This is a genomic window from Humibacter ginsengisoli, assembly GCF_054780095.1.
The window spans coordinates 580,598-593,297 of record NZ_BAAGWZ010000011.1; the positions used below are offsets into that span (position 1 = coordinate 580,598).

Genomic DNA, 12,700 nt, shown 5'->3' on the forward strand with positions numbered 1-12,700 from the left:
CGCAAAGGGACCGATCGGTCCGCGAAGCCCCCTGCGGTCATGCAGAGCGAGCCTGAATGCTCGCGATGGTCATCCGAATGAAAGGAACCCGACATGGATGAGCCGCTCATCTCGCTGACGGGAGTCACGAAGAGCTTCGGCCCCGTCGACGTGCTGCGGGGCGTCGACCTGAAGGCCTACCCCGGCAAGGTGACCGCCCTGGTCGGCGACAACGGCGCAGGCAAATCGACGCTGATCAAGGGGTTGGCCGGCGTGCAGCCCTACGACGGGGGCGAGGTGCGCTTCGACGGCGAGGTGGTCAACCTGCACAACCCGCGCGAGGCATCCAGGCTCGGCATCGAGGTCGTGTATCAGGACCTCGCCCTGGCCGACAACCTCGACATCGTGCAGAACATGTTCCTCGGCCGCGAGGAGACCAAGTGGGGAACGTTCGACGAGGGTCGAATGGAGCTGGAGACCAGCCGCGCGCTGCGCCAGCTCTCGGTGCGCACCGTGAAGTCGGTGCGGCAGAAGGTGTCATCCCTCTCCGGCGGCCAGCGCCAGACCGTGGCGATCGCCCGGTCCGTGATCAACCGTTCCCGGCTGGTCATCCTCGACGAGCCGACCGCGGCGCTCGGCGTCGCCCAGACGGAGCAGGTGCTCGGTCTCGTGAAGCGCTTGGCCGAGCAGAACGTGGCGGTCATCATCATCAGCCACAACCTGGCGGATGTCTTCCAGGTCGCCGACTACATCAGTGTTCTCTACCTGGGCCGCATGGTGGCATCCGTGACGACATCCGAGACCACGTACGACGACGTCGTGGGTTACATCACTGGAAGCAAGACGTATTCGGGAGAGCCGGCATGAGCACTGAAGCGCGCGAAGCGGAGACCACGGAGGCGCTGCCCGACCCGATGGTCGCGGACATGATCGGCAGCGGGGTCGAGGGCGGCATCGGGGACCAGGTGCGGGCGTACTTCCAGCGCCTGCGCGGCGGCGAGATGGGGGCGCTTCCGGCCATCGGCGGCCTGGTCGTGCTCGGCATCCTGTTCGCCATCCTGAGCCCGTACTTTCTCACCGAGCGCAACTTCGCCAACCTGCTGACGCAGTCGGCCACCCTCGTCATGCTCGGCATGGCGCTGGTGTTCGTCATCCTGCTCGGCGAGATCGACCTCTCCGCGGGCGTCACCGGCGGTGTGGCCATGTGCGCGTTCATCGTGCTGGTCGACGTGCTGAAGTGGAACACCTGGCTCGCGCTGGGCGTCGGCTTCGCGATCGGGTTGGCCACCGGCGGCTTCATCGGGTTCTTCGTGGCGAGGGTGGGCATCCCGTCGTTCGTGGTCACGTTGGGCCTGTTCCTCGGGTTCCAGGGCCTCGAGCTGATCATCATCGGCAACGGCGGACTGTACAACGTGCAGGACCCGGCCATCCTCGCGATCATGAACAACAACCTGCCCATCTGGGGCGGCTGGGTCATGCTCGCGATCATGGTGCTCATCTCGATGGGTGTCTCGTTCTGGGATCGCGCACGGCGGCGCAGGGCAGGCGTTCCGAACCGAGCGGTCATCCTGGTGTGGATCAAGGTGGTCGCTGTCGCCGTCGTCGGCGGCATCGTCGTCGGCCTGCTCAGCCAGAACCGCGGCACCGGGTTCGTCAAGGTCGAGGGCGTGCCGATCGTCGTGCCGATCACGCTTGCCATTCTGTGGATCGGCACGTTCGTGCTCGACCGCACCAAGTACGGCCGCTACCTCTATGCCGTCGGCGGCAACGCGGAGGCAGCTAGGCGCTCCGGCGTGAAGGTGATCACGATCCGCTGGGTGGCGTTCGTGATCTGTTCGTTCCTCGCCGTCGTCTCGCAGCTGTTCAGCATCTCGAAGGTCGGCTCGGTGGACCCCTCCGCCGGTGTCTCCATCGTTCTGAGCGGTGTGGCCGCCGCAGTGGTCGGCGGCGTCAGCCTCTTCGGCGGGCGCGGGCGCCTGATGCACGCTGCGATCGGCGCGGTCGTGATCGCGATCATCACGAACGGGCTGGGCCTGCTGAATCTACCTGCGGGCGTGAACTATGCCGTGACGGGTGGTGTGCTCATCCTCGCGGCGACGGTGGATGCCGTCTCTCGCGTGCGTGCCGGCGGCAGCCTATTCCGCAGGTGAGACCTCGTGGGCGGCGAGGTTCTCCGTCGCCGCCCACGAGGCCAGCAGCTTCAGCGCCTGCTCGGTCTCGCTGCCCGGCACAGCGGGGTACACGGTCAGCGTGAGCCCGGTGTCTTCGTCGAGCTCGGTCTGCACGAACGTGAGCTCGAGCGGCCCGACGATCGGATGCCTGAAATGCTTCGTTCCCGTGTAGTGACGGTGCACGTTGTGCGCCGCCCACCGCGTGCGGAAGTCGTCGCTGCGCATCGAGAGTTCGCCGATCAGCTCGGCCAGGCTCTTGTCGTGCGGGAACCGCCCTGCCTGGCGCCGCAGGATGGCTACGTTCGTGTTCGCTGCACGCTCCCAGTCCGCATAGAAGTCGCGGGCGCGGGGATCGAGGAAGATGAACCGCGAGTAGTTCGCGGGCCGTGAGCTGCCGCGGAACATCTCGCTGTACATGGCGTAGCCGAGCAGGTTGGCCGCCAGCACGTCCTCTCTGTTGTTGCTCACGAAGGCGGGCGCGCCGGTGATCGCGTCGAGCAGGAACTGCAGCGGTGGCTGTACCTGGCGGATGGGCGGCTTCGGCTTCGGGCGTGACGAGGCTGCGGCTCGCGCCAGGTCGTAGAGGTGGTCGTGCTCGGCACGGTCTAGCTGCAACGCGCCGGCGATGGCGTCGAGAACGCTGTCGGACACGCCGGAGAGGTTGCCGCGCTCCAGTCGCGTGTAGTAGTCGACGCTCACCCCGGCGAGCCGGGCTACCTCGTCACGCCGGAGCCCCTTGACCCGACGCCGGGTTCCGACGGCGTCGATCCCGGCCACCTCCGGGGTGATCCGCGCGCGACGGGAGACGAGGAACTCGCGCACCTCGACCCTGTTGTCCATGATCCCCACGGTAGGCCTCTCCTTCGATTTCAGACCTGGTCGATTCAGGCCCGCACTGCCGCGACCGCCTGGGGCCGGTTTCGGCGGCGCGGGCCCGAATCGTGCACGAGACCCCGCTCAGGCGAAGGTGCTGGCGTCGATGACGAAGCGGTAGCGCACATCCGATTTCAGCACCCGGTCCCACGCCTCGTTGATGTAGCTGGCGTCGATGAGCTCGGTGTCGGGCACGATGCCGTGCTCCGCGCAGAAGTCGAGCATCTCCTGCGTCTCCCGGATGCCGCCGATGCTGGATCCGGCGAACGAGCGGCGGTTGCGGAACAGGGTGAACACGGTCACCGGCAGCGGCTGCGGCGGGGCGCCGACGTTGACCATCGTGCCGTCCAGGCGCAGCAGTGAAAGGTAGGCGTCGAGGTCGAGCGGAGCGGAGACGGTATTGACGATGAGGTCGAACTCGTCCTTAAGGCTTGCGAATGTGCCGGGGTCTTCCGTCGCGAAGTAGTGGTCGGCTCCCAGGCGCAGGCCGTCATCCTTCTTCGACAGCGACCGGGAGAGCACCGTCACTTCTGCACCCATCGCGTGTGCGAGCTTGACGGCCATGTGGCCGAGCCCGCCCATGCCGACCACCGCGACCTTCTTGCCCGGTCCGGCGTTCCAGTGGCGCAGCGGCGAATAGGTCGTGATGCCCGCGCAGAGCAGCGGAGCGGCGGCGGCGAAGTCGAGGGACTCCGGCACGCGCAGCACGAAGTCCTCGTCGACGACGACGTGCGTGGAGTACCCGCCCTGGGTGATCGTTCCGTCGGCGTCGACGGCGCCGTACGTTCCGGTCATCCCCTTCAGGCAGTACTGTTCGTCACCGGCGAGGCAGTTCTCGCACTCGCGGCAGGAGCCGACCATGCAGCCCACGCCGACGCGGTCTCCGACGGCGTGCTTGGTGACATCCGCCCCCACTTCGGAGACGATGCCCACGATCTCATGGCCGACCACGAGCGGATGCTGGACGGGCCCCCAGTCCTCGCGCACGGTGTGGATGTCGGAGTGGCAGATGCCGGCGAACTTGATCTCGATCAGCACGTCTTTGGGCCCGACGTCGCGGCGGGTGATGGTGACGGGCTCCAGCGGAGCGTCGACGGTGGGTGCGGCGTACGCGTTGACGGTGAGCACTGATTCTCCTTGATGGGTTGGTGGATGCGGGTCGCGAGACGTCTATTCGCTCGTCACCCGCTGGTTCGCCTCCACAGCGGCGAACGCGACGGAGTCGGCGATGCGCGGGTTGCGCTCCCGCCCGACGAGGGCGACGTACGTCACTCCGGCCAGGCCGATGGCGCAGGTGGTCACGATGCCGAGCGGAAGCACGTTGTTCGCGCCAGCGAGGCCGACCAGCGGTGCGGCGACACCGCCGAAAGCGTATCGGGTGAGCCCCAACACGGAGGATGCCGTTCCGGCGAGCTCCGGATAGTCGGCGAGCGCGAGCGAGGTGGTCGGCGCCGCCGTCGCGCCCGCACCTCCGGAGACCATGATGAACAGGGATGCCAGCACCACAGGCAGCGGGAGCGCGAACAGCCCCGTGGCGAGGAGGCCGAGCGCACCTGCAGCGCACATGGCGAGGCCGACGACCAGCGTTCCCCGTTCCGACCAACGCTCTGCTGACCGTCCGCCGAGGTAGCCGAAGAGCATCACGCCCGCGGAGTTGGCGCCGAACGCTACGGAGTACCCCTGCGGGGAGAGGCCGTAGATGCCTTGCAGAATGTAGGTCGCTCCGGCGAGGTAGGCGAAGATCGCTGCGAAGGCGAACCCGGTGATGAGAACGGCGCCCACGAACAGCCGATCCGACAGCAGCCGACGGAAATCGCGGCCGGTATGGCGCAGTCCGCCGGTTGTGCGCTGGGTCGCCGGCAGAGTCTCGCGGAAAATCACCAGGCAGAGCACGAGCAGCAGAACCCCGATACCGGCGAGAAAGAGGAAGAGACCGCGCCAATCCGTGAACCGCACGAGCTGGCCTCCGATCACGGGTCCGACGATCGCGGCGAGACCGCCCATCACCGTCAGACGCCCGTAGTAGCGGATCAGCGCACCGCCCTCGTACACGTCGCGACCGGCCGCCTGCGAGATGACGATGCCGACCGCTCCCGCGAGACCCTGCACCAGCCGGGCGACGACGAGCGTCTCGATCGTCGGGCTCACCGCACAGAGCGCGGATGCGGCAGCGAACGCGGTGATGCCGATCAGCAGCGGTCCGCGGCGGCCGAACCGATCGGAAAGCGGCCCGGCGATCAGCTGGCCGACGGCGAGGCCGATCAGGCAGGCCGTGATGGTGAACTGGGCGACGGACGTCGTCGTCCCCAGCTCACGCGTGAGCGCGGGCAACGCCGGCAGGTAGAGATCCATCGAGATCGGGCCGAACACGGTCAGCACCATCAGCAACGCGGACAGCGCCGGACCGATTCGGCGGGAGGTGGTGCTCATGAATTCCATCCCAGCCGAGCGCTCGCGCGGTAGCGAGAGCCCCGGTCATACGGGTTACGGCAGAACCCCTTTTGCTCGGCCCCGAGTAGGCTGTGCGGCGACTGACAGGGGGAAATGTCATGAGCACAACTACACCCGCTCCGCGGCCGGGAGCCGTCACCGCGGCATACGTCATCTGGTTGATCGGCGCGATCGTCTCGCTGATCGGATCGATCTTCGCGCTCTTCGTCGGCATCGTCGCACTCGGCGCGGGAGCGGCGGTCGGTGGTGTGGCCGGCGCGGCGGTGGGATTGGTCGTGCTGATCTTCGCGATCCTCGTCTTCATCGTCGCGATCATCGAACTCGTCATCGTGAACCGGATGCGCGACGGCCGCAACTGGGCTCGGGTGGTGCTCACGATCCTGGGCATCCTGTCGGTCATCGGCTCGATCACGCCCTTGTTCTCGTCGGGTTTCAACTCCACGTCGTTCTCGTCCGTTGTCCAGGTGGTCATCGTCATCGTCGCGATCGTGCTGATGTACGTGCCTGCGGCGAACGCGTACTTCGCCACGCGTGCCCGCGCGTACGCACCGCCGACCGCCTAGGAGACCCTGCCGAATACCACGCTCGGTGGGCTGTGACAAGCTCCCGTGCGACGTGAGGTGGCGCCTATCCTGAGCCCATGTCGTTTCGCGCGCTTCAGGTGACCCAGCAGATCGACAACGGTGCGATCGTCGAGCACGAAGCCGGGCTTCGCACGCTCGACGACGACGCGCTCGAGCCGGCCGACGTCGAGGTCGATGTCGCGTACTCGGCGCTGAACTACAAGGACGGACTCGCACTTGCAGGGCGTCCCGGGGTGCTCCGGAAGTCGCCGCTCATTCCGGGTATCGACCTCGTCGGGCGGGTGCGGGCATCCGCCGACCCGCGCTTCGTGCCCGGCGACCATGTGGTGCTGAACGGCGACGGGATCGGCGAGTCGCTGAACGGCGGTCTCGCCGAGCGTGCCGCCGTTCGAGGCGAGGCGCTCGTACTGATTCCGGATGCCTTCACGCTGCACCACGCGGCAGCCGTCGGTACCGCGGGCTTCACGGCGATGCTCGCCGTGCTGGCCCTCGAGCATGGCGGTGTCACGCCCTCCTCCGGCGACGTGCTCGTCACGGGGGCGGCCGGCGGCGTGGGGTCCGTGGCGATCGCCGTGCTGGCGAAGCTCGGATACTCGGTGACGGCGTCCACCGGACGGGGCGACAGCGAGGCCGGCTACCTGCGCGAGCTCGGGGCATCCGCCATCGTGAACCGTGCCGACTTCGTCGAGCCCGGGCGCCCGCTGCAGAAGGCGCGCTGGGCGGGCGCGATCGACACCGTCGGCAGCACGACGCTCGCGAACGTGCTGGCGCAGACCTCGTACGGCGGCGTTGTCGCCGCTTGCGGGCTGGCCGGCGGGCCGGACCTTCCCGCGAGCGTGATGCCGTTCATCCTGCGCGGGGTGTCCCTGGCCGGCATCAACTCCGTCGAGGCGCCGCGCATTCGACGGCAGGATGCCTGGGACCGCCTCGCCCGGGACCTCGACCTGCACCTGCTCGACAGCATGACGACGACCATCGGACTCGAGGATGCCCTCGGCGCCGCGGGCCGCATCCTGGCCGGGCAGGTGCGAGGCCGCACCGTAGTGGATGTGCATCGGTGACGGCGCACACGCCGGCCATCCTCTCTCGTTCAGGTCGCAGTTTCTGTCGCTACAAGCCGGGCGAGGCGACGAAAAGTGCGACCTGAACGCGGGCATAAGCTGACCGCATGATCGTGATCGCGACACTGGTGGTCGCACTCGCCGCCGTGCTCCACGTGCTGATCTTCGCCCTGGAGAGCGTGTTCTGGACGAGGCCGGGCGTGTGGAAGCGGTTCGCCGTTCCGGATCAGGCATCCGCGGACATCACCAAGCCGATGGCGTACAACCAGGGCTTCTACAACCTCTTCCTCGCGATCGGTGCGCTCGTCGGTGTCATCGCGTACGGCGTCGGGCAGCACGTGGTCGGGCTCACGCTCGTCTTCTTCACGATGACCTGCATGGTGCTGGCCGCCGTGGTGCTCGTGACCACTGGTGCGCGCTACATCCGTGCGGCGATCATCCAGGGCATCCTGCCGCTCGCCGGCATCGTGCTGATCTTCCTGAGCGACCCGATCACCACGTGAGAGCCCCCTGGCGCAGGCCGGGCGCCTTCTCCTACGCACGGCGGCGGGCGATCGCGTTGATCCGACCGCCGGTCACCGTGTACCCGGCGGACGATCTGGTCAAGGACCACGACGTCGGTGTTGTGATGCGCGACGGCGTGGTGCTGCGCGTCAACGTGTACCGGCCCCGTGGCGACGGGCCTGTCCCGGTGATCCTCTGCGCCCATCCCTACGGCAAAGACGTGCTGCCGAAGAAGAGGCGGCGCGGTTGGTCGTTCAGCCCGCAGTACCGCATCATGAACCAGTCGCGACCGGTCCGCTTCTCGGCGGAGACCAGCTGGGAGGCGCCCGATCCAGCGTGGTGGACGTCGCAGGGCTATGCCGTGGTCAATGCTGACACGCGGGGCGGAGGGCACTCCGAGGGCACCGGCGACCTCCTCTCCGATCAAGAGGCTCGTGACATCTACGAGTTGATCGAGTGGGCCGGCTCACAGCCGTGGTCGACCGGCGATGTCGGGATGCTCGGCGTCTCCTACCTTGCGATTTCGCAGTACAAGGCGGCGGCGCTGCATCCGCCGTCGCTCAAGGCCATCTGCCCCTGGGAGGGCTTCACCGACCCGTATCGCGACTTCTTCACCTCCGGTGGGATCGTCGAGAACGGCTTTGCACGCATCTGGCTGTTCCTGACCAAGCGTGTCGCCCGGGTGGGTACGGATCTCGCAGCCGAGCGTCGGAGACATCCGCTTCGCGACAACTGGTGGGATGCCCTGACCCCCGACCTCGCGGAGATCGCGGTTCCGATGCTCGTCTGCACGAGCTTCTCCGACGGCAATCTGCACAGTGTCGGTTCGATGCGGGCGTTCCAGCACGCCGGGTCGAAGGACCGCTTCGCGTATGCGCATCGCGGCGGAAAGTGGGCGACGTTCTACGGCGAGGATGCCCAGCGAGCCCAGCTGGCGTTCTTCGACCGCTACCTACGGCACCGCGATGTGCCCGCCCCACCGAGAATGAGGTTGGAGGTGCGGGATGCCGGTGACAGCGTCGCCGAGGTGCGCTCCGAGAACGAGTGGCCACTGGAGCGGACGCTGTGGACCGGCCTTCGCCTCGCAGGCCGCACGCTGTACAGGGAAGGCGGCGGAGACATCCCGGCCGGGAGCGCGTCGTTCGATCTGCGCCGCGGTTCGCTGGCGTTCCGCTACGACTTCCGCGAAGACACGGAGATCACGGGTCCGATGTCGCTGAGACTCTGGGTGTCGTGCGAGGGAACGGCCGACCCCGAGTTGTTTGCAGGCGTCGAGAAGTGGTCAGGCACGCGATATGTGCCATTCGAGGGTTCGTACGGCTACGGACGTGACCGCGTGGCATCCGGGCGTCTTCGTGTCGCACTGCGCGAGCTCGACTCCAAACGCAGCACACCGCATCAACCCGTGCACACGTTCCGCAGGCTCGAGCCCGTCGCCGCGGGCGAGGTCGTGGAGGTGCGCATCCCGCTCACCCCATCGGCCACGTTGTTCCGCGCCGGAGACTCCCTGCGGTTGATCCTGGCGGGCCGGTACCTCGAGCCGCGCAACCCCTTCTTCGGCTCCTTCCCCGCCCACTACCGGCGGAGCAAGGCGGGCGGGCTCACCGTCCACTGGTCCGCGGAGCGCCCATCCTGCCTTGAGATACCGATCATCCCGAGCCCTTGAACGGGTACTGAGCACAGGCGCCGGCTGAAGATGCGGAACGGAGCTCAGTGAGCTCGGGTCGTTGCACCGCGCACTCGCGACGCGACGTGCTCCGGGCGGAAGCCGCGGCCGATCATCCGTGCGGCCAGTCGCCGCACCACGGGGAGCACCGCCGACAGCACGATGCGTCGCGGCTCGCCGAGCGGCGACGGCAGCAGCTGCACGCCCGCGCCGTTGATCACGTGGTGCGCTGCCAGCTGCACGGCCTGCATGGCGCGAACGGGCGGCATCCGTCGCCGCTGCACCCACGCGCAGGCGGCATCGAGAGCGGATGCCCGTGCGCCGGCAGCCGAGCCGGCCCCGCACAGCAGCGGCGCCAGTCTGTTCGCGGCCGCGACGGCATCCTGAACGGCGAAGTTCACGCCGACACCGAAGGCCGGCGACATGGCGTGCGCCGCGTCGCCGATGCAGAGCAGCCCAGGACGCCACCAGGTCTCGAGCCGGTTGATCTGCACCGACAGCAGCTTGAGCTGGTCGAAGGACTTCAGCTCACCGACGACCGATGCCAGGAAGGGTGCTGTCTGAACGATCGCGTCGCGAACTGACTCGAGCCCCTCGCGACGCAGCTCATCGAAACCGCCCTTCGGGATGACGAGCCCCATCTGGTAGTAGCCCTCGCGCGGAATGGTCAGCACGAGGCGGTGCTCGTCGATGTAGCCGAGCGTGTCGGGCGGGCGATCGGCCGGCTGCGGCAGCCGGAACCACACCACGTCGATCGGCGCTCCGAAGTCGGTGGACGGCAGTCCGGATGCCGCCCGCAGCACGGAATCGCGACCATCCGCGGCGACCGTGAGCGCAGCGTGCACCTCGACGGGTCCGTCGGGTCCGGTCGCCCGCACCCCGGTCACGCGACCGCCGGCGGTGTCGTCGGTGACGAGCTGCGTCGCATCCGTGTTCATCAGCAGCCGAAAGCCGCGGTACGCCTTCGCGTTCTCGGCGAGGAAGTCGAGGAAGTCCCACTGCGGCATCAGCACGAGGAAGTCGTTGCGCCCGCGCAGGCTGTCGAAGTCGACGGGGGTGATGCGCGTGCCGTCCACGACGGCGTCGAGCGTGGAGACGGAGGTGTGCGGCAGTGTGAGGAACGCGTCGCGTAAGCCCAGTTCATCGAGCACCTGCAGCGTGGACGGGTGGATGGTGTCGCCACGGAAGTCGCGCAGGAAGTCGCCGTGCTTCTCGAGGACGGCGACCTGCACTCCGGCGCGAGCAAGGAGCATCCCGAGCATGACGCCAGCTGGGCCACCGCCCACGATGCAGCAGTCGACGTCGATGCGAACGGGCGCGCTCGTGCCCGGCTTCGAGCGGGGAGCCCGTGCCATCCTTACGAGATCACTTCGTCGGCAGGGCCGTCGGACCCGGGATGGATCTCACGCAGCGCTTCGACCAGTTCCGCGGCGTGCTGTGTCGAGACGATCACCCGCGAGAAGCCGTCGGCGACCTCGCCCGAGCCGGGCAGGCTCTCCGCCGCTCCGGGCAGCGCGCCTGAACCGCCGGCGAGCGCGTCGGCCGCCACCTCCGGAGGCGACGACGGTGCGGGTGTCGCGGCATCCGACGACGCGGACTCGTCCCCGGACGGATCCTCCGAGCCCCGCGCATCCGGCTGCTCGATGTCGATCACGACGGCCGAGCGCTGCTTGCCCTTGAGCACGAGAAAGTCCTTGCCGCCGTGGAACTTCCAGGTGCCGACGGCGAGCGTCAGCGGGATGCTGTTGCCCGGCGCGCGCACGCCGCGGATCCAGATCCACGGGTCGGCCGTGATGGCCACCGAGCGGATGTTGTCGCGCGGCACCACGATGTCGTCGCGTCGTAGGGATAGCAGCTTCTCCGCACGGGTGAGGCGGATCTCAAGACGATCGCGGTACACGTGGAAGTCGGCCATGTCACTAGTCTGCCGGGTCACGTTGAGCCGTCGAGGCATGTGCTCGCGGCGATGCGAGACGTTACCGAACTGAGGCCTCTGTGCGCCGTGAACGCACTCCACCCCACTCCGCGGCGACCCGGGTTTCGAACCTATTCGGCGTCGGTGACGACGACTGTCTGACGGACGAAGGCGCCTTCGACGGCAGAGCGAAGCAGGAAGTCGGCGACATTTGCGCGGGAGGTCGAAGGGAAGATCGGCAGCTTCGTGACGTGCTGGAGAACTTCCGAGTGGTATCGAGTGCCCTCTCGGTCGTTCAGAGCACCCGGGTACCCGATCGTCCACTTCAGATCGCTCGCCTTCAGCAGCACTTCCGATGCAGCTTTATCCGTGTACTTGCGTCGCAACGCGGTGCGGAATATCAGGCCGGCAAGGAACGACGCTCTGGCGAGCGAGTCGCCGACGCCGAATGCGGAGAGGAGGACGAAACGGTTCACGCCCGAAACCTTCGCCGACGTGATGACGGCGCGGACCATGTCGGTGACCAGCGTCGGGGTTTCGCGGACGTTCTTCGCCCCGAGGGCGCTGATGATCGCGGCGTGCCCTCTGGCCGCGTTCGCGACCACAGCGGCATCGGTGACGTCGCCGGTGACGAACTGCGCGCGCGGGTCGAGAGCGGCGTCTGCCCTCCGAACCAGAGCGGTCACCTCATGCCCCTGATCGAGCGCCTTCTTGACGAGGTGAACGCCGGTGCGGCCGGTTGCTCCGAGCACAAGGAACTTCATGGTTTTCGTCTTCCGTCGAGGGATGAATGGCGTTCAGGCAAGCGGTCGTTCGCCGGCCCCCGCGCAGTGGCAACTGCCCGCACATCAACGGAGAGTCGTCAGGATATCTGACTATATTAGTCAGGATTTCTGACCATTGTCAAGGTGGGAGGATTCAGCGCCGGTAGGGATCGGTGATCTCGCGGAGCTGGGTCAGGATCTGGTGCAACAGGGTGAAGTTGCGGGTGCCGAGATAGGCCTTCCACTCGGAGAGGATCTCGTCGAGCGTCGACTTGGCCACCTCGACGGCTCGCCGGCCGCGCGGCTCGATCACGATCAATCGGGCTCGGCCATCCGTGGGATCAGGGGCCCGGCGAACGTAGCCCAGGCGTTCGAGCTGATCGACGAGCACTCCGGCGCTCTGCTTACTCATCTGCGCCTGGTCCGCGAGATCCGTGAGGCGCGACCCATCCGGGGCGACGCGCTGAAAGACCCGGCACTGCGCGAGCGTCCAGTCATCGAACCCGGCATCCTGCAGGGCTCGGAACATCCGATCCTCGGTGTATCGGTACGGGATGAAGAGCAACACCCCGAGATCGGCCGACTGCTCGTCATCCATGTCGCTATCGTCTCCGTTCACCCGGCCCATCCAGTAAAGATATCTGACTACTGCGATGATTGGAGGCCCGGATGACAAGCCACCGGCGCGCGGCGTCTTCTGCTGATCACATGGCGACACTTCATAGGTGTTCA

13 protein-coding genes are annotated in these 12,700 nt (G+C 67.5%); 6 read left to right on the forward strand and 7 right to left on the reverse strand.

Annotated elements, in window-relative coordinates; translation table 11 throughout:
* Positions 1 to 93 precede the first annotated feature (93 nt).
* Together ACYVI5_RS16920 and ACYVI5_RS16925 are read left to right on the forward strand one after the other, a co-directional pair.
* The gene (locus ACYVI5_RS16920) at positions 94 to 846 is read left to right on the forward strand and encodes a sugar ABC transporter ATP-binding protein (RefSeq protein WP_460581260.1); all 753 of its coding nucleotides are present in this window, start codon (positions 94 to 96) and stop codon (positions 844 to 846) included.
* Positions 843 to 2,129, forward strand: coding sequence for a sugar ABC transporter permease (locus ACYVI5_RS16925; protein WP_460581261.1), 1,287 nt, complete (start codon positions 843 to 845; stop codon positions 2,127 to 2,129). The genes ACYVI5_RS16920 and ACYVI5_RS16925 overlap by 4 nt, the downstream gene beginning before the upstream one ends.
* On the opposite strand, the gene ACYVI5_RS16930 is transcribed toward ACYVI5_RS16925, so the two are convergent.
* The 3 genes from ACYVI5_RS16930 to ACYVI5_RS16940 form a co-directional block, all read right to left on the reverse strand.
* The gene (locus ACYVI5_RS16930) at positions 2,115 to 2,990 is read right to left on the reverse strand and encodes a helix-turn-helix transcriptional regulator (RefSeq protein ID WP_460581262.1); all 876 of its coding nucleotides are present in this window, start codon (positions 2,988 to 2,990) and stop codon (positions 2,115 to 2,117) included. The two genes, ACYVI5_RS16925 and ACYVI5_RS16930, sit on opposite strands and share 15 nt — an antisense overlap.
* Before the next feature lie 117 nt (positions 2,991 to 3,107).
* Positions 3,108 to 4,151, reverse strand: coding sequence for an NAD(P)-dependent alcohol dehydrogenase (locus ACYVI5_RS16935; protein WP_460581263.1), 1,044 nt, complete (start codon positions 4,149 to 4,151; stop codon positions 3,108 to 3,110).
* Positions 4,152 to 4,193: 42 nt separating this feature from the next.
* The gene (locus ACYVI5_RS16940) at positions 4,194 to 5,453 is read right to left on the reverse strand and encodes a multidrug effflux MFS transporter (RefSeq protein ID WP_460581264.1); all 1,260 of its coding nucleotides are present in this window, start codon (positions 5,451 to 5,453) and stop codon (positions 4,194 to 4,196) included.
* Positions 5,454 to 5,572: 119 nt separating this feature from the next.
* Between ACYVI5_RS16940 and ACYVI5_RS16945 the strand changes: the two genes are divergently transcribed.
* The 4 genes from ACYVI5_RS16945 to ACYVI5_RS16960 all read left to right on the forward strand — a co-directional run bounded on the left by ACYVI5_RS16945 (position 5,573) and on the right by ACYVI5_RS16960 (position 9,289).
* A complete protein-coding gene (locus tag ACYVI5_RS16945; protein ID WP_460581265.1) occupies positions 5,573 to 6,037 on the forward strand; it encodes a hypothetical protein in 465 nt (154 codons plus the stop codon).
* 77 nt (positions 6,038 to 6,114) lie between these two features.
* Entirely contained in the window at positions 6,115 to 7,119 is a 1,005-nt protein-coding gene (gene acuI, locus ACYVI5_RS16950) for an MDR family oxidoreductase (protein WP_460581266.1), read from the forward strand.
* Between the two features lie 107 nt (positions 7,120 to 7,226).
* Entirely contained in the window at positions 7,227 to 7,622 is a 396-nt protein-coding gene (locus ACYVI5_RS16955; RefSeq protein WP_460535371.1) for a DUF1304 domain-containing protein, read from the forward strand.
* Positions 7,619 to 9,289 carry a CocE/NonD family hydrolase gene (locus ACYVI5_RS16960; RefSeq protein ID WP_460581267.1) on the forward strand — a complete coding sequence of 557 codons (1,671 nt, stop codon included), beginning with the start codon at positions 7,619 to 7,621 and terminating at the stop codon, positions 9,287 to 9,289. Before ACYVI5_RS16955 ends, ACYVI5_RS16960 begins: the two co-directional genes overlap by 4 nt.
* Positions 9,290 to 9,333: 44 nt before the next feature.
* Here ACYVI5_RS16960 and ACYVI5_RS16965 read toward each other — a convergent pair whose 3' ends face one another.
* From ACYVI5_RS16965 to ACYVI5_RS16980, 4 genes are all read right to left on the reverse strand, one after another.
* Entirely contained in the window at positions 9,334 to 10,644 is a 1,311-nt protein-coding gene (locus ACYVI5_RS16965) for an FAD-dependent oxidoreductase (protein ID WP_460581268.1), read from the reverse strand.
* A gap of 2 nt (positions 10,645 to 10,646) precedes the next feature.
* The gene (locus tag ACYVI5_RS16970) at positions 10,647 to 11,204 is read right to left on the reverse strand and encodes a hypothetical protein (RefSeq protein WP_460535367.1); all 558 of its coding nucleotides are present in this window, start codon (positions 11,202 to 11,204) and stop codon (positions 10,647 to 10,649) included.
* Positions 11,205 to 11,335: 131 nt separating this feature from the next.
* Positions 11,336 to 11,968, reverse strand: coding sequence for an NAD(P)-dependent oxidoreductase (locus tag ACYVI5_RS16975; RefSeq protein WP_460581269.1), 633 nt, complete (start codon positions 11,966 to 11,968; stop codon positions 11,336 to 11,338).
* 154 nt (positions 11,969 to 12,122) lie between these two features.
* A complete protein-coding gene (locus ACYVI5_RS16980; protein ID WP_460535363.1) occupies positions 12,123 to 12,566 on the reverse strand; it encodes a MarR family winged helix-turn-helix transcriptional regulator in 444 nt (147 codons plus the stop codon).
* Positions 12,567 to 12,700: the final 134 nt, after the last annotated feature.